The sequence below is a fragment of the Pseudomonas sp. GOM7 genome, from assembly GCF_026723825.1.
In the GTDB taxonomy this organism is placed as follows: domain Bacteria; phylum Pseudomonadota; class Gammaproteobacteria; order Pseudomonadales; family Pseudomonadaceae; genus Aquipseudomonas.
In genome coordinates this window covers 3,760,083-3,781,676 of the sequence record NZ_CP113519.1, presented here as the reverse complement: position 1 = coordinate 3,781,676, position 21,594 = coordinate 3,760,083, and the positions used below count along the sequence as shown (strand labels likewise).

Here is a 21,594-nt window from a genome sequence, read left to right as displayed (position 1 = left end):
TCTGGAGAGACGATGACAGTGCAAATCATTGCCCGCGACGGCGAGCCGGAATACGCCGTGCTGCCCTGGGCCGATTACCAGGCCTTGCTGCAGGCCGCCGGGCAGAGCACGCAGGCACCTGTGATGCAGGATGCGGGGGCGCAGGGCAACGCCACGCGCCCGGCTTTGAGCCAGTTGCAGCAACTGCGTGAAGCCAAGGGCCTGGCCGCCGAGGAGTTGGCGCGCAGCGTCGGTATCAGCCCCCATTACCTGGCAATGATCGAACGTGGCGAGCGTCAACCCGATGCCGCCATCCTCCGTTCACTGGCCTGGCAGCTCGGCCTGGAGGGCTGGTCTTGAGCGTGCGCATCAGTCGTCAGCATTGGCAGGCATTGCTTACCGAGCTGGAGGATGCCCGCCGTCAGCGCCACCTGCTTACCTATCGCGCCCTGATCGAGCGTCTGGAACTGCCCAGCCCGGCCATGCAGACGCTCACGGCGGCGCTGGAACATCTCGCGGCGCTGGATGCGCGTGCCGATCGCCCATTGCGTAGCGCGCTGGTGATCAGCCAGGGCGCCAGCCGACTGCCGAGAACCGGTTTCTTCGACTGTGTGGCCCGCCTGGCCCGTTTCAGCGGCGCGCCCGATGGGGTCGCGGCGGCCTCCTGGCACGCTGCCGAAGTGACCCGTGTCTTCGAGTTCGAGTACCCCGACGATGTCTAGGTGGCTCTGGCAGTTACGGGCGCGCCTGGGCTACTGGCTGGCACGGCGCCTGTTCCATTGGCCATGGTTGATGCGCCAGCCGCGCGCCTGGCAGTGGATGCAGGGGCAATATGGGCGCATGGCCAATCTGGGCGATCGTGGGGCGCAGAGCTTCTATGGCCATATCCTGCTGTTTCGCGGTCAGGGCTTCGGCGCCCGCGAGGAGGGCCTGCGCCTGCTGCGCCTGGCGGCCCAGGCCGGTGATGGCAAGGCGGCCTATCAGCTTGGGCAACTGGCGCTCAAGGGCGACACCCGGCAATCGCCCGACGGCCAGGAGGCCGTGCGCTGGTGGGGGATGGCGCTGGCAGCGGGACATCCGCTGGCGGCCGGGCGTCTGGCTGTGCTGTATCGCGAGGGCGCGCCAGGGGTGGCGGCTGACTCCGCGCAGGCCGAGCACTACGCTCGCCTGGACGCTCAGGAGCGCTGAGCCGCCTCGATGATGTGCACGCTGTAACCGGGCATGGCCTTGGCGCCGCGCTTGGCATCGGAGGCCATCTCGGCGAGCAGGGCGGCGTCCAGATGCGCGCAGTCCTGTCCCTGCAACTGCACCACGCCCACCGACAGTGACAGAAGCGGGTATTCCTGGCGCTGGCCCTGGCGGTTATGGGCGACGAAGCAGCCAGCCTGCAGATGCTCCTCACGGTAGAAGCGTCGGCACTGGTTCTGGAAGTCGTCCAGCAGGCGGCTGAGTTTCTGTCGCCAGTCCTCGCTGCCCAGCACCAGCATGAAGTCGTCGCCGCCGATATGGCCGACGAAGTCGCGCGCCGGGTCGACGCGCTCGTTCAGGCACTGGGCCAGGCACAGCAGCACTTCGTCGCCCTTGGCATAGCCATAGAGGTCATTGAAGGGTTTGAAGCTGTCGATGTCGACGTAGCACACCGCTGCCGAGCGCTGCTGCTGCAGCAGGCGGGTCAGGCATTGCTGGATCGGCACGTTGCCGGGCAGCAGGGTCAGTGGGTTGGCGTGGCGTGCCTGCTGCAGCTTCTGCTCGGTGATCAGCTTGAGCACGTCGATGACGCGGCCCAGGCCGCGATAGCTGCCCTGCAGGGTGATGATGAAGTCTTCTTCGATACGCTGTCGGGCGCGGCTGGTGAGCAGGCGGCTGACCTTCTGCAGCGACTGGTAGAGCTCCACGGCGAGAAAGTCCTGACTCATCAGGCGGCTGATCGGCTTGCGCGCGAACAGATCGGTGGCGAAGGGCTTGAGCAGGGCCTCCGATAGCGAGTGGCGGTGGACGATGCCGATGGGCTGCTGGGCTTCGTCGAGCACGGCCAGGGAGTTCAGGTTCGGTTGCGCACGGAACATTTCCAGCACTTCGGCGGTGGCCGTGTGCTGGTTCACCGCAGGCAGCTCGTTGAGCAGCGGGGTAAGGTCATGGTGGTCGTCGTTGAGGACGGCCTGGTTGTCCTGCAGGCTGGTGAGCTGCTGGCGGACATCACGCGGCGGGCGCTCCTGTGGACGGCCAAGCAGGTAGCCTTGCATCAGATCCACGCCCATTTCGGCCAGCACGGTGAATTCCTCCACGCGCTCGATGCCCTCGGCGATCACCTGGGCACGCGAAGCCTGGGCCATCTTCAGGATGGAGCCGACGAACTCGCGCTTGACCGCGTCCTGATGGATGCCGTCGATGAAGTGGCGGTCGATCTTCACGTAGTCCGGGCGCAGTTCCGACCACAGGCGCAGGCTGGAGTAGCCGGCGCCGAGGTCGTCCAGTGCGATGGAGAAACCCATGGCGCGGTAGTGATGCAGGGCGTTGTCGAGCAGGGCGAAGTCTTCGGTCGGGGATTGCTCGGTGAGTTCTATGACCACCTGGCTCGGTGGAATGCCGAAGGCCTGTAGCAGCTTGAGCGTACGGCCTGGCTGGTGGCTGGCTTCGAGCAGAGATTCGGGGGATACGTTGAGGAACAGCTTGCCTTCCAGTCCCAGGTTGCTGAAACGCTTGCAGGCACTCTTGCGGCAGAGCATTTCCAGGTCGCTGAGACGACCGGCATGGCGGGCCACGGCGAAGAGGGTCAGCGGCGAGTGCAGCGGGCTGTTGGATGGCCCGCGGGTCAGCGCCTCGTAGCCGAGGATACGCTGCTCCGAGAGGGATACGATGGGTTGGAACAGGCTGTTGAGGTCGCCGTGAGCGAGGATGTTACCCAGGGCGCTCAACTGCTCGGTGACGGTCATGATGGTCTCGTTATGCCCGGAAACGAAAAAGGCCGATCAATGATCGGCCCCTGTATTTCACGACAGTTTAATGACTGTTTGATGACGAGTTGCGACAGCTTTCATCAATGTTGCGCCAAGGCCGGATTGAGGTTCAGGTAGTCGATGAGGATGTGCCCGGACTCGGCCAGGTAGGCATCGTCTTCCGGCGTGCTCTTGTCGTCTTCGACGGGCAGTGCATCTTCGTCTTGCTTGGCCAGCTCCTTGAGGGGTTCCTCACCCTTGGCCAGGCGTCGATTGTTCTCCAGCTTGAGCTGCTTGGCCTCGATTTCAGCCTGCCTGGCGCGGCGTTTGGCCTCGTTGAGGCTGACGGTGGTTTCGGCCATCAACTGTTTCGACAGGTCGATGCTGGCGCGGGTGAAGAGGAAGTCCGGGTCGTGAGCGGTGCGCTGATCGTGCTTGCTCTGTAGCTGCTTGAGGAACGGCTTGATCGGATCCAGTTCCGGCTTGATTGCCGGGCGGATGCTGTCCCAGGGCATGGCGGCCGGCAGGGCGCTCTCGCCGATGTCCTTGGTGTGCATCACGTCAGGGTAGGCGATATCCGGAAGCACGCCCTGGTGCTGGGTGCTCTGCCCGGAGACGCGATAAAACTTGGCCAGGGTCAGCTTCAGCTCGCCGTGATTGAGCGGCTGGATGGTCTGCACCGTGCCCTTGCCGAAGGTTTGGCCACCGAGGATCAGGGCGCGATGGTAGTCCTGCATGGCACCGGCGAAAATTTCCGAGGCAGAGGCGGACAAGCGGTTGACCAGTACGGCCATCGGGCCTTTGTAGTAGGCACCCTCGTGTTCGTCGGCCAGCACGTCGACGCGACCGTCGGCGTTGCGTACCAGTACGGTGGGGCCCTGGTCGATGAACAGGCTGGTCAGTTCGGTGGCTTCCTGCAGCGAGCCACCGCCGTTGTTGCGCAGGTCGATCACCAGACCGTCGACCTTCTCTTTCTGCAACTCGTCGATCAGGCGCTTCACGTCGCGCGTGGTGCTCTTGTAATCCGGGTCGCCGGCACGGAAGGCCTTGAAGTCAAGGTAGAAGGCCGGCAGTTCGATCACTCCGAGCTTGTAGTCATGGCCGTCTTGGGTCAGGTGCAGCACCTTCTTCTTCGCGGCCTGTTCTTCGAGCTTGACCGCTTCGCGGGTGATGGTGACCACCTTGCTGGTCTGGTCGCTCGGTGGGTTGCTCGCCGGGATGACTTCCAGGCGTACGGTAGAGCCTTTCGGGCCACGGATCAGCTTGACCACCTCGTCCAGGCGCCAGCCGATCACGTCGACCATGTCGTCATTGCCCTGGGCGACGCCGATGATCTTGTCCGCAGGAGCGATCTGCTTGCTCTTTTCCGCCGGGCCGGCCGGCACCAGGCGCACCACCTTGACGTAATCGTTGTCGTTCTGCAGCACCGCACCGATGCCTTCGAGCGACAGGCTCATGTTGATGTCGAAGTTTTCCGCGTTATCCGGCGACAGGTAGGTGGTGTGCGGGTCATAGGTGGTGGCGAAGGCGTTGATATAGGCCTGGAACACGTCCTCGCCACGGGTCTGCTTGAGGCGCGCCAATTGATTCTTGTAGCGCTTGGTCAGCAGCTCCTGAATGGCCTTGGTATCCTTGCCGGCGATCTTCAGGCGCAGCACTTCGTCTTTCACGCGCTTGCGCCAGAGTTCGTCGAGTTCGGCGCTGTCTTTGGCCCAGGGCGCATTCTCGCGATCCACCTGCAGGCTCTCGTCGACCGTGAAGTCGATCTTGTCAACGCCCTTGTCGAGCATGGCCAGGGCATAGTCCAGGCGCTCCTGCAGGCGCTGCAGATGGCGACGGTAGATGGCGAAGCCGGGCTCCAGATCACCGCTTTTCAGCAGGTCGTCGAACTTGGTGCGCCACTGGTCGAATTCGGCGATATCCGCGGCCGTGAAGTAACTACGCGTGGGATCGAGCAACTTGAGGTAGTTGTCATAGATCTTGATCGAGCGTTCGTCATTGAGCGGCGGCTTGTTGTAGTGATGACGGCGTAGCAGTTCCACCACGTTGAGGCTGGCGACCACCTGATCGCGATCCGGCTGCAGGTATTGCCAGTCGGCGCTGGTAGTCTTGGCCGCCAGCGGCAAGGCGCTGAAGCCGAGGGCGAGTGCGAGTGCGGTGCTTGCGATAGAGCGCTTCATGCTGATTCGACGTAGTGGCAAGTGATAACGCATATTAGGCCGTATATGAGGGCGCCAGGTTCCGTTGGCGCTGAGCTAGGTTTCGTTTGCACTATGGAGGCAGCATGAAGGCATTGCAAGGCGTCGAAGGACGGGCCGAGTGGCTCGAGCAACCCGCGCTGGCATGTGACGTGGGGCAGATTCGGGTGAAAGTGGCGGCAGCCGGGCTCAACCGGGCCGATCTGCTGCAGCGTGCCGGGCTCTATCCTCCGCCGCCCGGAGCCAGCCAGGCGTTGGGTCTGGAGTGTGCCGGGGTAGTGGTCGAGGTTGGCCCTGGCAGCGCCTGGGCAGTGGGTGATCGCGTGTGCTGCCTGCTGGCCGGAGGCGGCATGGCCGAGGAGGTGGTGGTCGATGCACGCCATGCGCTGCCGGTGCCGGAGGGCCTCAGCCTGGCCGAAGCGGCTGGCGTGCCGGAAGTCTATGCCACTGCCTGGCTCAATCTGTTCCAGCTCGCTGGCCTCAAACCAGGGGAGAGGGTATTGCTGCATGCCGGTGCCAGCGGTGTCGGCTCGGCGGCTATCCAGCTATGCAAGGCCTTCGGTAACCCCTGCTGGGTCAGCGTCGGCTCGGCCGAGCGGCTGGCCTATTGCGAGGCGCTCGGTGCCCAGGGCGGTGTGCTGCGTAGCGAGGATCTGCAGGCCCTGCGCGATTTCGGCCCGTTCGACGTGATTCTCGACCCGGTGGGCGGCCAGTATGCGGCGCTCAATCTGGAGTTGCTTGCGCAGGATGGGCGTTGGGTCAACATTGGCCTGATGGGTGGGCGCGAGGCGAGGCTGGATCTGGCTCAGGTGCTGGGCAAACGCATCCAACTGATTGGCTCGACGCTGCGCAACCGCGACGACCGCTTCAAGGCCGAGCTGTTGCACGACCTGCAGCAGCAGGTATGGCCTTTATTCGGCGAAGGACGCATCAAGCCGCAACTGGAGCGCACTTTTGCACTCAAAGACAGTGAGGCCGCTTTCGAGACGCTTGCCAGCAATCAGGTCAACGGCAAGGTAGTACTGCTGATTGACCCCGAACTGGCCCAATAGAGCCTCCGCTCATCGATTGAATGAATGCTGCGATTGCCACATTCAATCGATACCATGGGTGTAATCAATAAGCTTTTTTTCGATAGGGGGCTAATATACGCCCCATCGAAGTTATCAACCCTCAGTGAAACTCAACAAGGAGTCAGAGATGTCCCTCATCAACACTCAAGTGCAACCGTTCAAGGTCAACGCCTTCCACAACGGCAAGTTCATCGAAGTGACCGAGGAGAGCCTCAAGGGCAAGTGGTCCGTGCTGATCTTCATGCCGGCTGCCTTCACCTTCAACTGCCCGACCGAGATCGAAGACGCCGCCAACAACTACGCCGAGTTCCAGAAGGCCGGTGCCGAGGTGTACATCGTCACCACCGACACCCACTTCTCGCACAAGGTCTGGCACGAAACCTCGCCGGCCGTTGGCAAGGCTCAGTTCCCGCTGATCGGTGACCCGACTCACCAACTGACCAACGCGTTCGACGTGCACATCGCCGAAGAAGGCCTGGCCCTGCGTGGCACCTTCGTGATCAACCCGGAAGGCGTGATCAAGACCGTCGAAATCCACTCCAACGAGATTGCTCGTGACGTCGGCGAAACCCTGCGCAAGCTGAAAGCTGCTCAGTACACCGCCGCTCACCCGGGCGAAGTCTGCCCGGCCAAGTGGAAAGAAGGCGAGAAGACCCTGGCTCCCTCCCTGGACCTGGTCGGCAAGATCTAAAAATGGGCGCAGAGCTGCTGCGCTAGGTATTGCTGCGTTGAAATCAGGCTCGGGCTGCTCATTTACAGCTCGTAAACTCCGCGCCCTCGCCTGATTTCGCCTTGCACTACCGTCGCTCGCGACGCTCTTCATCCCATTTTTCGCCTTACGAGGCCTAAAAGGCCTTCAAAGGTGCCCGAACGCCCGGGCGCGATCCGTCCGGGCGTTTTTTCGCCCGTAATTCGCTATTTCTAGAGGATTCCCGTCATGTTGGACGCCAATCTGCAAACCCAGTTGAAGGCCTACCTGGAAAAGGTCACCCAGCCGTTCGAGATCGTCGCGTCCCTGGATGACGGCGAGAAGTCCAAGGAACTGCTCGGGCTGCTCGAAGACATCGTCGGCCTGACCGACAAGATCACCCTCAAGACCGATGGCAATGACGCCCGTCGTCCGTCGTTCTCCCTCAACCGCCCTGGAGCGGATATCGGCCTGACCTTCGCCGGCATCCCCATGGGCCACGAATTCACCTCGCTGGTGCTGGCCTTGCTGCAGGTGGGTGGCCATCCGTCCAAGCTCGATGCCGAGACCATCGAGCAGATCAAGAGCATCGAAGGCAAGTTCGAGTTCGAGACCTACTTCTCGCTCTCCTGCCAGAACTGCCCGGACGTGGTGCAGGCACTGAACCTGATGGCAGTGCTCAACCCCAACATCCGCAACGTCTCCATCGACGGTGCGCTGTTCCAGGAAGAGGTCGAGCGGCGCCAGATCATGGCCGTGCCGAGCGTCTACCTCAATGGTGAAGTCTTCGCTTCCGGCCGCATGGACGTGAAGGAAATCCTCGCCAAGATCGATACCGGCGCCGCCAACCGCGACGCCGAGAAGATGAGCGCCAAGGAAGCCTTCGACGTGCTGGTGGTCGGTGGTGGCCCGGCTGGCGCCGCCGCTGCGATCTACGCGGCGCGCAAGGGCATCCGCACCGCCATCGCCGCCGAACGCTTCGGCGGCCAGGTGCTCGATACCATGGCCATCGAGAACTTCATCTCGGTGAAGGAGACCGAAGGCCCGAAACTGGTGCGTGCCCTGGAAGAGCACGTCAAGGAATACGACGTCGACATCATGAACCTGCAGCGCGCCACCGCGCTGGTGCCGGCCAGCAGCGAAGGCGGCCTGCACGAGGTGAAGTTCGATAACGGCGCCTCGCTCAAGGCCAAGACCGTGATCCTGTCGACCGGCGCCCGCTGGCGCGAGATGGGCGTGCCCGGCGAGCAGGAGTACAAGGCCAAGGGCGTGTGCTTCTGCCCGCACTGCGACGGCCCGCTATTCAAGGGCAAGCGCGTGGCGGTGATCGGCGGCGGTAACTCCGGCGTCGAGGCGGCCATCGACCTGGCCGGCATCGTTGCCCACGTCACCCTGCTGGAGTTCGCCGACACCCTGCGTGCCGACGCCGTGCTGCAGAAGAAGCTGTTCAGCCTGCCCAACGTCACCGTGATCAAGAGCGCGCAGACCACCGAGGTCAAGGGCGACGGGCAGAAGGTCACTGGCCTGGTGTACAAGGATCGCACCACCGAGGAGCTGCACAACGTCGAGCTGGAAGGCATCTTCGTGCAGATCGGCCTGCTGCCCAACAGCGACTGGCTCAAGGGCACCGTGGAGCTCAGTCGTTTCGGCGAGATCGTCGTCGATGCCAAGGGCGCGACCAACATCCCCGGCGTGTTCGCCGCTGGTGACGTGACCACCGTGCCGTACAAGCAGATCGTCATCGCCATGGGCGAGGGCTCGAAGGCTTCGCTGTCCGCCTTCGACTACCTGATCCGCCATAGCTGATCGGGCATCGCAGAGACGAGAAAGGCCATCCTCCGGGATGGCCTTTTTCGTTTGTGTACGGTTTATCTACGTTTCAAACCTACCCAGCAGAGCTTTTTCATGACGACGGTATGAAACGATATTTCCACCACTCTGTAGCTATCAATTCTTCAGGTCGCACTCGGCCATGATTCGCTCGCCTTCGGTGATGCGTGCCAGGGCGGGGCCGGCGATCAGCGTCAGGAGGTAGACGCCGAGCATGGCCGAGGTCAGGCCGAGCAGCATGCCGGTGTAGCCCAGGCGATCCAGAAGCACGCCGGCGGCCACCGGCACCGCCAGGCGCGAGACCACGAACAGGCTGGCCTGCAGGCCGTAATCGACGGCCTGGCGCTGGTGGCGGGTGAAGTACATCATCAGGCCGAAGACCATGGCGGAGATCGCGCCCATAGCCGCTGCCACCAGCGTTGCGCCGATGATCAGCCCGAGCGGGCCGGCCTGGCTCCAGAGCACGGCGGTCAGACTGGCCAGGGCGAAGAGGGCGAAGCCGGTGAACAGCGGCATGGCCCGGGCGACCCCGAGCCGGCGCAACAGGCGCCCGCCCATCACGCTGGCCAGGGCACCGACCACGCCGCCGCCGACGCCGGCCACCCAGGCCACCTGGGTGGCCGGCATGCCCTGATCGAGCAGCAACGGCTTGAGGTACAGCCAACTGGCGCCAATGAACGGAAAGCAGGACAGCAGCAGGCAGGTCCACAGCGCTGCCCCGGGTTGCTCGAAGTAGCCGCGCCAGTTCGGCTCGTACCTGCTCTGTGCAGCGTCTGCCGGGCCTTGCGGCGCACCTTCGCCCAGCAACGGCAGCAACAGCGCACCCAGCAGCAGGGCGCCGGCCATCAGCACGAAGGGGGCCTGCCAGCCCCAGTGCGCGTGCACCAGCAGCATCAGGCCGCCACCGACGATGGCGGCCAGAAACAGCGCCGCCGAGCGGATCGCCCCGGCGCGCACGCGTTGGTCTTCCGGCAGAAGCTTGATCGCCAGGGCGTTGACCGGAATGTCGGCCCAGGTTGCCAGCACCCCGGCCAGCAGCGTCAGGGCGAAGAACAGGCCGTGCCTGTCGAGCAGTGCCTCCCTGCCCACCAGCAGCAGAACCACCGCCAGCCCCAGGTTCAGCAGCAGTGCCCAGCTTCTGTAATGCGCGCCGGCGAAGCGCCAGCGCTCCACCGGCAGCGCCAGCAGGAACTTGAACACCGCCGGCAGCCCGGCCAACTGGAACAGGCCGATCTCGGTGCCCGACCAACCGTGCTGGCGCATCACCAGCGGCATGCCGAGCAACAGGTAGATGCTCGGCACCGCCAGAACGAAGTTCAGCCAGCCGAACAGCGCCTGGCGCCCGAGCAGATGCAATGCCTGGGGGGTCATTGCAGGCTCCTGCGGCCGATCACGGCGGTGACCGGGGTCACCGGGAACGGCACCTCGTGCTGCGTCTGCAAGGCGCTGAAACCGGCCCGCTGCATAGCCTGGCGCAGGCCGCCGGCGTGCGTTAGCTGGCGCCCGAGCATGCGCATGGACAGGTAGTAGGAGAGCATCTGCCGCGCCGCATCCTGGCTGTCGGGAATTTCCGCCTGGGCGCAGACCAGCACGCCGCCTGGGCGCAACGCGGCGTGGATCTTGCCCAGAGCCTGGTCGATATCGGGCACGAAATGCAGCACGGAGGAGCACCAGATCAGGTCATAGCCCTCGCCGATCGGGTCGCGGATCAGGTCGCCGCTGCGGCCCCGCAGACGCCCGCCGAGGCCGGCCGCGTGGATGTTCTCTTCGGCCACGCTGATGGTCTCTGGCAGGTCGAACACCTCGCCGCGCAGGTTCGGGTTGGCCTTGGCCAGGGCGATGGCGACCAGCCCGGGGCCGCCGCCCAGGTCGAGCAGGCGTTGGGCACGGGGGAATTCGGGCAGTTGCGAGAACACCGCCAGCGCCGCCTCGGCCGTTGCCGCCCGTTGCTCCTGGGCGATCTGCAGGCGCGCTGCCGCCTGCCAGTTGGCTGCGGTGCCGGCGAGCCGGGGGGCGGTGCTTGCCTCGCCGGTGCGTAGCTGTTCGTCCAGGTGCTGGCCGAAATGGCGCAGCGCCTGCAGGCGCAGGCTCCAGGCGTCGCCGCAATGCTGCTTCGATTCGTGATCCAGGTAGCGGCTCGCCAGCCAGGAGGCCTGGTAGCGCCAGCCTTGCGCAGGCGTTGCGGCTTCCTGACGATCCAGCAGGCGCATGCTCCAGAGTATTTCCAGCAGATGCTCGGTGTTGTCCGGGTGCAGGCGCAGACGCTCGGCCACGCTGCCGGCCGGCATCGGCTCGGCGAGCAGGCGGAACAGCTTCAGCTCCAGGGCCACGCGCAGGGCGTCGGCCTGGACCGAGGCCAGGGCCAGGTTCCAGTAGGGTTGCAGCGGGTGGCCGCTGGTCGCGTCGGTGTGTGGGGTCATAATCGATAGCTCAGGCGTAGGCCGATCTCGCGTGGCTCGCTGTACACGCGGGCCATGCCATTGAGGTAACCGACGGCGTCGTAGCGCTTGTCGGTGGCGTTTTCCACGTAGGCGCTCAGGCCCAGGTGCTCGAAGTCATAGCCGGCGCTCAGGTCGAGCAGGGCGTAGCCGGCGCGGGCGTAGCGGTTGGCCGAATCGAGATAGGTGCGACCCACTCCGCTGACTCCGGCCTGGGCGAACCAGCCGCTATCGGCGTCGTAGCGCAGGCCCAGGTAGCTGGTCAGGTCGGGCGCGAAGGGGGCGCGGTTGCCCTGGTAGTCGGCGCTGCCGTCCTGAAAGCGCTCGAAGCGCGTGCGGTTGATGCCAAGCGAAGCCTGCAGTTGCCAATGGGCGCCGAGCAGGTAGTCGGCCTCCAGTTCCAGGCCGCTGCTGCGGGCCTCGGCGGCATTGGTGATGTAGACCATCCCGGGCTGCACGATCTGCTGCACCTGCATGTCGCTGATCTGCATCCAGTAGAGGGCGGCCGAATAGCGCAGGCGACGTTCCGCGGCCCAGCCCTTGATGCCGAGTTCATAGGCGTCGACCTGCTCCGGGTCGTACCCTGGGTAGCCGGCCGAGGCGGAGAAGGCATTGAAGCCGCCAGCACGGAAGCCTTGCGAATAGCTGGCATAGGCCTGGGTGTCGCTGCTCCAGGCATACTGCAAGGCCAGCTTGGGGGTGAAGCGTTGCCACTGGTCGCTGCGGTTGCCGCTGTCACGGGGTGACAGGCTGACCTCGTTGCGCTCCATCCGCGCGCCCAGGGTCAGGGACCAGTGCGAGGTCAGCGCTTGCGTCCACTGGCCGAACAGGGCGGCGGTGTTGCCGCCCAGATCCACCTGGGTGCGGGTCATGGCCATGGGCAGCTTCTGGCGATAATCCAGCGAGTGGTCGTCGCGATCGGCATAGAGGCCGACGAGCCACTGACTCTCGGCCCCTTCGCCTTCCAGGCGCAGCTCCTGGGACAGGGTGCTCAGGTGGTAGTCGCGCTCCAGATGCAGGGCGTCGATCGGCAGGAAGTCGGTGTCCTGGCGCACGCGATCGTAGAAGTCGTTGCGTGCCGTGATCGAGCGCAGGCGCAGGCCGGAATCCAGCTCATGCTCGATATCCAGCGACAGGCTACGGCCGCTGGAATGGTTCCAGCTACGGGTGCCGGAGCGCACCTCGCGGCGCGACGAGCCGGCCGCGCCCCATAGCGAGCCGCCATCACGGTAGTCCTGGCGGCTGTAACGCAAGGTGGCGCTGGTCGCTGACGCGGGTGTCCAGCGCAGCACGGCGCGGCCGTTGTGGCGCTCGCGATCATCCTCGTCGCGGCCACGGTAGGCGTTGTCGATGAAACCGTCCTGTTCGAGCCATTCGCCGGAGATGCCGCCGTACAGCGTATCGGCCACCAGCGCCTGGCTCAGATCGAAGCGCAGCACGCGCTTGTCGCGGTTGCCCAGGGTGGCATCGATCCGCGCGTAGGGCGCGTCGTCGATGGGGCGGGTATGCAGGTGCATCACGCCGGCCTCTGCGTTGCGCCCGTACAGGGTCGATTGCGGGCCACGGAGGATTTCCACTCGCTCCACCGCCAGCAGGTTGTGGTCGAAGCCCTGACCCATCAGGGTGGGCACGCCATCGACCAGCATCAGCACGGAGGAGGAGAACGCCGTGGCGCTGGAGCTGATGCCACGCATCACCGGCACGTTGGTGCCGGACTGGCCGAACGGCTGGAAGACGAAGTTCGGCGTGCGCCGGGCCAGCGCCTGCAGCTCGTCGGCCCCGGCGTCGCGCAAGGTCTCGCCCTGTACGACCGACACACTGGCCGGTACGTCCTGCAGATCCTGTTCGATCTTGTTGGCGGTAACGGTCATGTCCGGCAACTGCTGCGTTGCCGCCAGCGTCAGAGCCGGCGCCAGCAAGCCTCCCAGCATGCCGGCCGGCAAACGGATACCCATCTTTCCCATCTATCCCCCCGAACCCGGTAAATGACGAACGGGGCCGCAGATGCCCCCGTAGGCAGATACCTTCGCAACATGGCGTGCTATTGATTTGATACCAATGCTATAGATAGATAAGAATGAGTATCATATAGATTGGTATGAAATCTGGATTTTCCCGTATCTGAACAGGAGGAAGGACCCATGGCCGTTGTGCAACGGATCTCCCAGCCGCATCGATTGGCGATGAGCCAGGCACGCTTGGTACGCCGGGAAACCTCTGGCTGGGAGCGCCAGCAACTGCCGGAAGAGTTGGGCGACTGCTATTCGGAGCGTTTCGTGCTGGATCACGATCTGCTGGTGGTTCGCTCGCGCTACCATCCGACCCGCGATCTGATCGAGGAGACGGTCGATCCTCATGACCGCCACATGCTGGTGATCACCCTGGGGCTGCAGGGGCAGTCCGGCTACAAGGCACGCAATGGTGACACGCTGTGTTTCCGTGCCGGCTTCACCACCGTCACCGCGTTCCATGGCAGCCAGGGGGAACGCTGCTACGAAGCCGGCACCACGGTTTCCCAACTGCGTCTGCTGGTGGGTGAGAACACTCTGGTCAGGTACCTGGGCGCGGAGCGTGCCGGGACGTTGCTGGGCTCGGGGCATATCCGCCAACTGGCCTTTCGCAAGACCAGCGGGGCCAGCAGTGCCCATGCCGGAGCGCTGCAGCGGTATCTCAACGACCCGCAGCGTATCGCAGCGCTGGATATGCATATCCACACGCTCAGTCTGCTGTCCGAGCAGCTCAATCTGCTTTGCCCGGCAACGCCCAAAACGCTGCAATTCAGCACTCAGGACATCGAGAAACTGGAGCGCGCTCGCGACCTGATGATCGAACAGCTCGACCAGCCACTGACCATCGCCTATCTGTGCGCAGCGGTAGGGTTGAACGAATTCAAGCTCAAGGAAGGTTTCCACTACCGCTTCAACACCACGCCCCACCGCATGCTCCACGAGATGCGCATGCGCAAGGCCCATGTCCTGCTGGAGAGCGGTCATCAGGTGGCGCAGGTGGCGTACCGCGTTGGCTATCGCTACCCGAACAACTTCAGTGCGGCGTTTTCCGCCTTCTTCGGCCAGGCGCCGAAGTCGGTGTTCGGTGCGCACCGGCGCCCGAGCAAGGAGCTGGCATCGGACGAGTAATCTGGGCGCGAGGTTCGCCCACGTTGCAACGAAAAACGCCGCGCTCTGCGAAGAGCGCGGCGTTGGTGTCGTGGCGAGGGCTGCCTCAGCGCTTCAGGCCACCCAGGGTCAGTGGCATGTGGCGGTTGACGTCCTTGTACAGCAGGTAGCGGAAGCGGCTCGGGCCGCCGGCGTAGCAGGCCTGTGGGCAGAAGGCGCGCAGCCACATGAAGTCACCGGCTTCCACTTCGACCCAGTCCTGGTTGAGGCGATACACCGCCTTGCCTTCCAGCACGTAGAGGCCGTGCTCCATGACGTGGGTTTCGGCGAAGGGGATCACCCCGCCCGGCTCGAAATTGACGATGTTGACGTGCATGTCATGGCGCATGTCGCTGATGTCGACGAAACGGGTGGTGCTCCAGCGGCCTTCGGTGCCGGGCATGACAATGGGCTCGATGTCCTGTTCGTGGGTGACGAAGGCTTCCGGGTAGGGCACGCCCTCGACCGCCTGGTAGGCCTTGCGCAGCCAGTGGAAGCGCACCGCCTCGCTGCTCTTGTTGCGCAGCGACCAATCGCTTTGCGGCGGGATGAAAGCGTAGCTGCCCGGACGCAGGGCATGCTCGGTGCCGTTCAAGGTCAGGTCGCAGGTGCCTTCGACGACGAAGATCACGCCCTCGGCAGTTGGATCCAGCTCCGGCTTGTCGCTGCCGCCGTTGGGGGCGACTTCGACGATGTATTGCGAGAAGGTTTCGGCGAAGCCGGTCAGCGGGCGGGCGATGACCCACATGCGCATGTTGTCCCAGAACGGCAGATGGCTGGTGACGATGTCACGCATCACGCCTTTGGGGATCACGGCATAGGCTTCGGTGAACATGGCGCGGTCGGTCAGCAGTTGCTCCTGACCGGGATGACCGCCATGCGGGGCGTAGTAGAAGGGGGTTTTGCTCATCGAGAAGAGGCCTCGGCGATGGTGAAGCGTCGGGCGGGCGCCCGGCGGGGAAACTGACGTGCCAGCACTATAAGGAAGCGACGGCTGGATTCGGAAATTAAATAGTAGAATGCCTGGCAGTGGCTTTCATGATGGTTATATCCATGCTCGACCCGGTTCTTCTGCGCAGCTTTCTCGCCGTGGTGCAGACCGGCGGCTTTACCCGTGCCGCCGCCAGCCTGCACCTGACCCAGTCCACCATCAGCCAGCAGATCCGCCGTCTGGAGATGCAGGTCGGTGCAGAGTTGCTCGACCGTAGCGGGCGCTACGTGGTCACCACTACCGAGGGCGAACGTCTGCTCGGTTATGCCCAACGCATCGTCGCGCTGCTGGACGAGGCGCAGCAGGCGCTGGGGCGCAGCGCGGAGGAGGGCGAGGTGCGTCTTGGCGTGCCGGACGATTTTGCCGCCAGCAGTCTGACGCCCTATCTGGCCGACTTCGCCGAGGCCTACCCCGGCATTCGCCTGGAGATCACCAGCGGTCTCAGCCATGACGTGTGGCGTGCCTTCAATGCTGGCGAACTGGATCTGGCGCTAATCAAGCAGCGTGCCGGCAGCGTCAAGGGCTTGGCCAGTTGGGCCGAACCGCTGGCCTGGCTGGACAGCCGCGAGCGCCCGGTGCTGGCGCGCAACCCGGTGCCGCTGGCGGTGTTCCCGCCCAATGGCCTGTACCGCCTGGAGATGACCCATGCGCTGGATGCCATGGGCAGGCCCTGGCGTATCGCCTATGTCAGCAGCAGCCTGCCCGGCGTCAGCGCCGCAGCCGAAGGGGGGCTTGGGCTGACCTTGCTGCCGCGCCGGCTGATCACCCCGGCGCATCGCGAGCTGGGCGAGGCCGAGGGGTTTCCCACGGTGGCCCCGGTGGAGGTGGCCCTGCATGCCCGTGCCCAGCTACCCGGCCATGCCCGCGAGCTGGCCACGGCGCTGATCCAGGCCTGTGAAAGGATCATGGCCCTGTAGGGTGCGCTGCGCGCACCACGGCTGGAAGAGCATGGCTGACCTGTGACATGGTTTGAGACCGGACTGGCAAGTTTGTGTGTTGTCTTGTTGTCTTGGTTGGTGTTCTGGACGCCGCCTTGGGTGTTTTCAGATATTCTGGGTTTCGCCCCCTCGGGCGACTCACTTTTCTTTGAAATGCGCAAAGAAAAGTAAGCAAAAGAAACGCACCCCCGCCATCCGGCCCCGGCTGCGCCGGGGTTCGTTCGTTCCATCGCTGCTCCGAGGGTCGGCTTACAAGGGCCATCCCTGGCCCTTTAAGCCTCTCGCGGCATCCATGCCGCTCGCCCCTCTACGCAACGATTCCACTCACCCTCCTGAAGGGGGACATTCGCGCGCCTGAACGAACCGGCATTCCAAGGTACGCCCGGCGTGTTCTGGTAGTTGTGAAATCGCGACTGGGCCATCGAGTTAAACCAAAACTTTCATTCTCGTAGTTTCATTCGCTTGAATAGCTTGCCGGCTTCCAGCCGGCATTCTGGTCAGCCCTAAGGCTGACCTCATGTGCAACCACTCCGTGCTACTTCTGGGTTACCTCGGGTTCAGGCGCGTGCAGAGCCCGCCCAGGAGGGCGAACGGAGTCGTCGTGGAAGAGGTTGAGCGACATGGATGTCGCGACGACTGCATGGATGCAGGAGGTAGAGCGACGCAGGATGCCAAAGCCGAGAGCCGCGATGGCCGGGGCCGCCTAGGTAGGGATGGCCCACCGCGGCGGGCCTCTGGAACGGCGATGGAGTGAAACGTAGCGAAGCGGAGTAACAGCCGAAGGCTGGCCCGAAGGGCGAGCGAAGCGAGTAACGAACCCTCGCGTAGCAGGGCGGGGGCGCCTAGCTCGGATGACCGGGCGGAGGGTTTGGTTACTTTTGTCGGGCCGGCCATCCGGGCAAAGTGACTCGCCCGGGAGGGCGAAACCAAAAACATCAGCAAAAACGCGGCAATTCGGAACAGACACAAGAACAACCAACAAGCCAACACACTTGCCAGTCCGGTATCACGCTGACTTTCCCCGACACTCCTCAAATAGCCTGAAGTCTAAACCGCGCCTCAGCCCTGTAGGGTGCGCTGTGCGCACCACGGCTGACGGCGGGCTGGGTGGCAGTGCCAGGCTTCCCCGGATTGCATCCGGGCTACGAGATGAAACCGAAAGGATCCCGCGGCATGGCCACCGAACCGCGCCTCAGCGCCAATGCAGGATCGGCCAGCCAGCCCGCTCGGCGTGGGCGCGCAGGGTAGGATCGGGGTTGACCGTGAACGGCCTGTCCACCACCTGCAACAGCGGCAGGTCGTTACGCGAATCGGAATAGAAGCTGGCACCGGCCAGGCTCTCGCCCTGTTCGGCGAGCCAGGCATGCAGGCGCGTCACCTTGCCTTCGCGGTAGGTCAGTACCCCTTCGGTACGCCCGCTGTAGAACCCGTGCTGCACCTCCAGGTCGATGGCCAGCGCATCACTGATGCCGAAGCGTTCGGCGATGGCGCTGACCAGAAAATGCGCCGAGGCGGAGATCACCAGCAGGCGGTCGCCGGCCTGACGGTGCGCGGCCAGGCAGCGGCTGGCGTCGCTGTAGAAAATCGGCTCGATCACGTCCTCGACGAAGGGCTCGACCACATGGGCGACTTCCTCGGGCGTGCGGCCAACCAGGGGCGACAGGGTAAAGGCCATGTAGTCTTCCATGGCCAGGGTACCGGCGGCGTACTGGTGCATCAGCTCCTGCTCCTGGGCGATGAAGGATTCGCCATCGGCCCAGCCGATCTTCACCATTTCCTCCGTCCACAGGCTGGCGCAGTCGCCATGGATCAGGGTTTCGTCGAGATCGAAGATCGCCAGCGCCATCACGCCACCTCCCGGATCGCGGCTGCGTCGATCTGCAGGCTGACCGCCTGGCCGTTGCCATGCAGGTCGGCGGCCGAGCGGTTGAGCACGTCCACCAGCAACTGGCAGCCCTGCGCCTCGACGCGGTAGCGGATGACGTTGCCGAGCAGGCTGTGGCCAAGGATTTGCGCGGCGATGCCGCTGTCAGCGAAGGCGATGGCCTCGGGGCGGATGGCCACGCGCGAGGTTAGCGGCTGGCCGAGCAGGCGGCTGGCGGCGTCGGCCTCGAGCAGGTTGTAGTTGCCGATGAAGCCGGCTGCGAAGGCATCCACCGGCGCGGTGTAGAGGGTTTCGGCGTCGCCGCTCTGGACGATCTGCCCGGCGTTCATCAGGAAGATACGGTCGCTCATGGTCAGCGCCTCTTCCTGGTCATGGGTGACGAAGATCGTCGTCAGGTTCAGTTCCTGCTGGATGGCGCGGATCTGCTCGCGCAGGTGCTTGCGGATACGGGCATCGAGTGCCGACAGCGGTTCGTCGAGCAGCAGCAAGCGTGGGCGGGTAACCAGCGAGCGGGCCAGTGCCACGCGCTGGCACTGGCCGCCGGAGAGCTGGTGCGGGTAGCGGGCGGCGAAGTCGCCCAGCTCGACCATCTCCAGTGCCTCGCGCACGCGCTGCTCGCTTTCGGCCTTGGCCACTTTCTGCATGCGCAATCCGAAGGCGACGTTCTGCGCCACGCTCATGTTGGGGAACAACGCATAGCTCTGGAACACCATGCCGATGCCGCGTTTTTGCGGCGGCAGTGGCACCAAATCCTCGCCGCTAAGAACGATGCGCCCGCCGTCGACATCGGTCAGGCCGGCGATGCAGCGCAGCAGGGTGGACTTGCCGCAGCCGGAGGGGCCGAGCAGGGTGACGAACTCGCCCTGGCCGATCTCGCAGTTGATGTCGCTGAAGATACGGGTGTCGCCGTAGCTTTTATGCAGGTTCTGGATGCTCAGCAAGCTCATGCCTTGTCCCTGTTCAAACGGTTGGCCGCCCAGGTGAACACCAGGACGAAGAAGAAGTAGGAGATCACCAGTGCACTGTTGAAGTGGCCGCTGCTGTTGCGCATGTTGTTCAGGTACACCTGCAGCGTCTCGTAACGGGTGCCCACCAGCATGTTGGCGAAGACGAACTCGCCGAACAGGAAGCTGAACGACAGGAACAGCGACACCATCAGACCCTTGCGCAGGTTCGGCAGCACCACCAGAAACGCGGCCTTCCAGGTGCTGGCGCCGAGCAGGTGGGCGGCGTCCATCAGGTCGCGCAGGTTGATCGCCTGCAGGTTGTTGGCGATGGCGCGGTACATGAACGGCAGGGCGATGGTGAAGTAGCAGCCGAGCAGGATCCACGGCGTGCCGGTCATCGCCAGCGGGCCGGAGCCATAGAGTTGCAGCAGGCCCACCGAGGACACCACCGGCGGTACGGCGAACGGCAGCAGGATCAGCACGTTCATCAGCGCGTCGAGTCTGGGGAAGTGGTAGTGCACCACGAACATCAGCGGCAGGATCAACACCACCGACAACGCCAGGGCACCGAAGCACACCAGCAGCGACTGGCCGAAGGCGCGCAGGAAGCGCTCGTCGCTCCACAGCGCGGCGTACCACTTGAGCGTCAGGCCGTCCGGCAGGATGGTCGCCGACCAGGTGGTGGCCAGTGAGTAGAGCAGGGTGCCGGCCAGGGGCAGCAGGAGGATGAGGAATAGCAGCCAGACCACGATGCGGTGGTAGAGGCTGACATCAGCGCGTGACATGCTGGCTCCTTTTCAGCAGTAGCTGGTGGACGACGGTGATCAGCACCATCAGCCCGACCAGAACCATCGACAGGGCGCTGGCCAGGTTCGGGTCCAGCGAGATGTCACCGGAGACCAGTGCCGCGATACGAATGGGCATCACGTTGAAGTTGCCGGTGGTCAGGTAGTACACCGTGGCGTAAGCGCCCAGGGCGTTGGCCAGGAGGATGACGAAGGTGCCGAGCAGCGCCGGGGTCAGCACCGGCAGGCCGATGTGGCGCCAGAAATCCCAGGTGCCGGCGCCGAGCAGTGCGGCGGACTCGCGCCAGTCCTGGCGCAGGGCGTCGAAGGCGGGATAGAGCAGCAGCACGCCGAGGGGGATCTGGAAGTAGGTGTAGAGCACGATCAGGCCGTTCTTCGAGTAGAGGTTGAAGCTCTCGATCAGGCCGAGCTGGATCAGCAGCAGGGTCAGCGCGCCGTTGAAGCCGAGCAGGATGATGAAGGCGAAGGCCAGCGGTACCCCTGAAAAATTACTGGTCATGTTGGAGAAGGCAATGACGAAGTCGCGCAGCTTCGAGTCCACCTGGCGCAGCGAGTAGCTGCCGAGGATGGCGATGGCCATGCCGAACAGGCTCGACCAGAAGGCGATCTCCAGGCTGTGCTGGATCGCCTGCCGGTAGAAGCGCGAGGCGAAGATCTTCTCGAAATTGCCCAGGCCCCAGCCCGTGGGGCTGTTCAGGCTGTTGAGCGCCACCCACACCAGCGGCGCCACCTGGAACACCAGGAAGAATGCGGCGAAGGGCAGCACGAACAGCAGCGGCAGCCAGCGCCGCCGGGAATAGGGCACGCTCATCTCAGCAACTCCGCGCAGTAGGGTTTGTCGTGGGGTACGCCGAGCAACTGGCAGATGCTGCCGCACAGCTCGAGCTGGCGAGGGCGCGCAGTGGCATCGAGGCTGAAGGCATCGCCGATGACGAACAGCGGCACCTGGCGCTCTTCTGCCAGCAGGCCGTTGTGCGAGCGGTCGATGTTCATGCCATGGTCGGCGGTGACCAGCACCTGATAGCCGGCATCGACCCAGTTCTGCAGATGCTCGGCCAGTAGCACGTCGGCCATGCGCGCGGCGTTGCGATACTGGGGGCTGTCCAGGCCGTGCTTGTGGCCGGCGTCGTCGACGTTCATCGGGTGCACCAGCAGCAGGTCGGGCGCGTGCTGCAGGCGCAGGCTTTCGGCGTCGACGAACAGGTGCGAATCCGGGTAATGGTCGGCGTAGTAGAAATGGCCGTACTGGATCGGCAGCGACTCATCGCAGGTATGCCGGTCGCGCACGGCGATGAAGGGCGAGCGGTTGTACAGCTCGCTGACCCAGTGATAGGCCGCAGCGGCGGTGCTCAGGCCGGCATCGCGGGCGTAATGGAAGATGCTGCGTTCGCGCGATAGGCGCGAGACATCGTTGTGCACCACGCCGCTGTCGATGGGGCGCACGCCAGTGAGGATGGCCTCGTAGAGCGGGCGCGACAGCGCCGGCAGTTCGCAGTCGAGGCGGTAGAGGGCGGCGCGACCGGCGTCGCACCAGGCGTGCAGATGGCCCATGGCGTGTTGTGCGACCGAGTGGCTGAGGCCGTCGAGCACGACGAGGATGACCTTGGAGGGCATGGGGAATCCTGAAAAGCGTAGGGTGGATCGCGCTTTATCGATCCACCGTATGGGTAAACGCCAAAATGGCAAGGTGGACGGATGCAGCGTCGTCCACCCTACGCGCGCTCCCACCG

At 64.4% G+C, this 21,594-nt stretch carries 19 protein-coding genes; 8 read left to right on the top strand and 11 right to left on the bottom strand.

The window, feature by feature from the left end:
- Window positions 1-12 precede the first annotated feature (12 nt).
- The 3 genes from OU800_RS16575 to OU800_RS16565 are packed head-to-tail and all read left to right on the top strand — an operon-like array spanning window position 13 to window position 1,167.
- Window positions 13-339 (top strand): helix-turn-helix domain-containing protein, encoded by a 327-nt coding sequence (locus tag OU800_RS16575; RefSeq protein WP_268178421.1) that lies wholly within the window; start codon window positions 13-15, stop codon window positions 337-339.
- Window positions 336-701 (top strand): hypothetical protein, encoded by a 366-nt coding sequence (locus OU800_RS16570; RefSeq protein WP_268178420.1) that lies wholly within the window; start codon window positions 336-338, stop codon window positions 699-701. Before OU800_RS16575 ends, OU800_RS16570 begins: the two co-directional genes overlap by 4 nt.
- Window positions 694-1,167, top strand: a complete 474-nt coding sequence (locus OU800_RS16565; RefSeq protein ID WP_268178419.1) for a sel1 repeat family protein — start codon at window positions 694-696, stop codon at window positions 1,165-1,167. Before OU800_RS16570 ends, OU800_RS16565 begins: the two co-directional genes overlap by 8 nt.
- Here OU800_RS16565 and OU800_RS16560 read toward each other — a convergent pair.
- Together OU800_RS16560 and OU800_RS16555 are read right to left on the bottom strand one after the other, a co-directional pair.
- Window positions 1,155-2,912 carry a bifunctional diguanylate cyclase/phosphodiesterase gene (locus tag OU800_RS16560; RefSeq protein ID WP_268178418.1) on the bottom strand — a complete coding sequence of 586 codons (1,758 nt, stop codon included), beginning with the start codon at window positions 2,910-2,912 and terminating at the stop codon, window positions 1,155-1,157. The genes OU800_RS16565 and OU800_RS16560 overlap by 13 nt on opposite strands.
- A 104-nt stretch (window positions 2,913-3,016) precedes the next feature.
- A complete protein-coding gene (locus OU800_RS16555) occupies window positions 3,017-5,095 on the bottom strand; it encodes a carboxy terminal-processing peptidase (RefSeq protein ID WP_268178417.1) in 2,079 nt (692 codons plus the stop codon).
- A gap of 104 nt (window positions 5,096-5,199) precedes the next feature.
- Here OU800_RS16555 and OU800_RS16550 point away from each other — a divergent pair, with 104 nt between their 5' ends.
- From OU800_RS16550 to ahpF, 3 genes are all read left to right on the top strand, one after another.
- Window positions 5,200-6,165, top strand: coding sequence for an NAD(P)H-quinone oxidoreductase (locus OU800_RS16550; protein ID WP_268178416.1), 966 nt, complete (start codon window positions 5,200-5,202; stop codon window positions 6,163-6,165).
- Window positions 6,166-6,313: 148 nt separating this feature from the next.
- The gene (ahpC, locus tag OU800_RS16545) at window positions 6,314-6,877 is read left to right on the top strand and encodes an alkyl hydroperoxide reductase subunit C (protein ID WP_268178415.1); all 564 of its coding nucleotides are present in this window, start codon (window positions 6,314-6,316) and stop codon (window positions 6,875-6,877) included.
- Window positions 6,878-7,123: 246 nt separating this feature from the next.
- Window positions 7,124-8,680, top strand: a complete 1,557-nt coding sequence (ahpF, locus tag OU800_RS16540; protein WP_268178414.1) for an alkyl hydroperoxide reductase subunit F — start codon at window positions 7,124-7,126, stop codon at window positions 8,678-8,680.
- A gap of 141 nt (window positions 8,681-8,821) precedes the next feature.
- Here the strand turns inward: ahpF and OU800_RS16535 are convergent, their stop codons facing one another.
- The 3 genes from OU800_RS16535 to OU800_RS16525 are packed head-to-tail and all read right to left on the bottom strand — an operon-like array spanning window position 8,822 to window position 13,097.
- Complete coding sequence (locus OU800_RS16535) at window positions 8,822-10,075, bottom strand: MFS transporter (protein WP_268178413.1); 1,254 nt, start codon at window positions 10,073-10,075, stop codon at window positions 8,822-8,824.
- Window positions 10,072-11,124, bottom strand: coding sequence for a methyltransferase (locus OU800_RS16530; protein ID WP_268178412.1), 1,053 nt, complete (start codon window positions 11,122-11,124; stop codon window positions 10,072-10,074). The genes OU800_RS16535 and OU800_RS16530 overlap by 4 nt, the downstream gene beginning before the upstream one ends.
- Window positions 11,121-13,097: a TonB-dependent receptor gene (locus OU800_RS16525; RefSeq protein ID WP_268178411.1), complete on the bottom strand. Its 1,977-nt coding sequence runs from the start codon at window positions 13,095-13,097 to the stop codon at window positions 11,121-11,123. The genes OU800_RS16530 and OU800_RS16525 overlap by 4 nt, the downstream gene beginning before the upstream one ends.
- 186 nt (window positions 13,098-13,283) lie before the next feature.
- On the opposite strand from OU800_RS16525, the gene OU800_RS16520 reads away from it, so the two are divergent.
- Window positions 13,284-14,279, top strand: coding sequence for a helix-turn-helix transcriptional regulator (locus OU800_RS16520; protein WP_268178410.1), 996 nt, complete (start codon window positions 13,284-13,286; stop codon window positions 14,277-14,279).
- 85 nt (window positions 14,280-14,364) lie between these two features.
- Here OU800_RS16520 and OU800_RS16515 read toward each other — a convergent pair whose 3' ends face one another.
- Window positions 14,365-15,207 (bottom strand): bifunctional allantoicase/(S)-ureidoglycine aminohydrolase, encoded by an 843-nt coding sequence (locus OU800_RS16515; RefSeq protein ID WP_268178409.1) that lies wholly within the window; start codon window positions 15,205-15,207, stop codon window positions 14,365-14,367.
- A gap of 143 nt (window positions 15,208-15,350) precedes the next feature.
- On the opposite strand from OU800_RS16515, the gene OU800_RS16510 reads away from it, so the two are divergent.
- Window positions 15,351-16,205, top strand: a complete 855-nt coding sequence (locus OU800_RS16510; protein ID WP_330221414.1) for a LysR substrate-binding domain-containing protein — start codon at window positions 15,351-15,353, stop codon at window positions 16,203-16,205.
- Window positions 16,206-17,418: 1,213 nt separating this feature from the next.
- Here OU800_RS16510 and OU800_RS16505 read toward each other — a convergent pair.
- From OU800_RS16505 to OU800_RS16485, 5 genes are read right to left on the bottom strand one after another with little or no spacing between them, the layout of a single operon-like run.
- Window positions 17,419-18,072 (bottom strand): HAD family hydrolase, encoded by a 654-nt coding sequence (locus OU800_RS16505; protein WP_268178407.1) that lies wholly within the window; start codon window positions 18,070-18,072, stop codon window positions 17,419-17,421.
- Window positions 18,072-19,058 carry an ABC transporter ATP-binding protein gene (locus OU800_RS16500; RefSeq protein ID WP_268178406.1) on the bottom strand — a complete coding sequence of 329 codons (987 nt, stop codon included), beginning with the start codon at window positions 19,056-19,058 and terminating at the stop codon, window positions 18,072-18,074. The genes OU800_RS16505 and OU800_RS16500 overlap by 1 nt, the downstream gene beginning before the upstream one ends.
- On the bottom strand, window positions 19,055-19,843 hold the full coding sequence (locus tag OU800_RS16495) for an ABC transporter permease (protein WP_268178405.1): 789 nt from the start codon (window positions 19,841-19,843) through the stop codon (window positions 19,055-19,057). The genes OU800_RS16500 and OU800_RS16495 overlap by 4 nt, the downstream gene beginning before the upstream one ends.
- The gene (locus OU800_RS16490) at window positions 19,830-20,675 is read right to left on the bottom strand and encodes an ABC transporter permease (protein WP_268178404.1); all 846 of its coding nucleotides are present in this window, start codon (window positions 20,673-20,675) and stop codon (window positions 19,830-19,832) included. Before OU800_RS16490 ends, OU800_RS16495 begins: the two co-directional genes overlap by 14 nt.
- Window positions 20,672-21,478: an alkaline phosphatase family protein gene (locus tag OU800_RS16485; RefSeq protein ID WP_268178403.1), complete on the bottom strand. Its 807-nt coding sequence runs from the start codon at window positions 21,476-21,478 to the stop codon at window positions 20,672-20,674. The genes OU800_RS16490 and OU800_RS16485 overlap by 4 nt, the downstream gene beginning before the upstream one ends.
- Window positions 21,479-21,594: the final 116 nt, after the last annotated feature.

Bases quoted from the DNA above. Each gene is read 5' to 3' on its own strand.
- OU800_RS16490 (WP_268178404.1), bottom strand. From the start codon at position 20,675: ATGAGCGTGCCCTATTCCCGGCGGCGCTGGCTGCCGCTGCTGTTCGTG.
- OU800_RS16565 (WP_268178419.1), top strand. From the start codon at position 694: ATGTCTAGGTGGCTCTGGCAGTTACGGGCGCGCCTGGGCTACTGGCTG.
- OU800_RS16535 (WP_268178413.1), bottom strand. From the start codon at position 10,075: ATGACCCCCCAGGCATTGCATCTGCTCGGGCGCCAGGCGCTGTTCGGC.
- OU800_RS16485 (WP_268178403.1), bottom strand. From the start codon at position 21,478: ATGCCCTCCAAGGTCATCCTCGTCGTGCTCGACGGCCTCAGCCACTCG.
- OU800_RS16510 (WP_330221414.1), top strand. From the start codon at position 15,351: ATGCTCGACCCGGTTCTTCTGCGCAGCTTTCTCGCCGTGGTGCAGACC.
- OU800_RS16530 (WP_268178412.1), bottom strand. From the start codon at position 11,124: ATGACCCCACACACCGACGCGACCAGCGGCCACCCGCTGCAACCCTAC.
- OU800_RS16515 (WP_268178409.1), bottom strand. From the start codon at position 15,207: ATGAGCAAAACCCCCTTCTACTACGCCCCGCATGGCGGTCATCCCGGT.
- OU800_RS16560 (WP_268178418.1), bottom strand. From the start codon at position 2,912: ATGACCGTCACCGAGCAGTTGAGCGCCCTGGGTAACATCCTCGCTCAC.
- OU800_RS16500 (WP_268178406.1), bottom strand. From the start codon at position 19,058: ATGAGCTTGCTGAGCATCCAGAACCTGCATAAAAGCTACGGCGACACC.
- OU800_RS16520 (WP_268178410.1), top strand. From the start codon at position 13,284: ATGGCCGTTGTGCAACGGATCTCCCAGCCGCATCGATTGGCGATGAGC.
- ahpF (WP_268178414.1), top strand. From the start codon at position 7,124: ATGTTGGACGCCAATCTGCAAACCCAGTTGAAGGCCTACCTGGAAAAG.
- OU800_RS16505 (WP_268178407.1), bottom strand. From the start codon at position 18,072: ATGGCGCTGGCGATCTTCGATCTCGACGAAACCCTGATCCATGGCGAC.
- OU800_RS16525 (WP_268178411.1), bottom strand. From the start codon at position 13,097: ATGGGTATCCGTTTGCCGGCCGGCATGCTGGGAGGCTTGCTGGCGCCG.
- OU800_RS16495 (WP_268178405.1), bottom strand. From the start codon at position 19,843: ATGTCACGCGCTGATGTCAGCCTCTACCACCGCATCGTGGTCTGGCTG.
- OU800_RS16550 (WP_268178416.1), top strand. From the start codon at position 5,200: ATGAAGGCATTGCAAGGCGTCGAAGGACGGGCCGAGTGGCTCGAGCAA.
- OU800_RS16555 (WP_268178417.1), bottom strand. From the start codon at position 5,095: ATGAAGCGCTCTATCGCAAGCACCGCACTCGCACTCGCCCTCGGCTTC.
- ahpC (WP_268178415.1), top strand. From the start codon at position 6,314: ATGTCCCTCATCAACACTCAAGTGCAACCGTTCAAGGTCAACGCCTTC.
- OU800_RS16575 (WP_268178421.1), top strand. From the start codon at position 13: ATGACAGTGCAAATCATTGCCCGCGACGGCGAGCCGGAATACGCCGTG.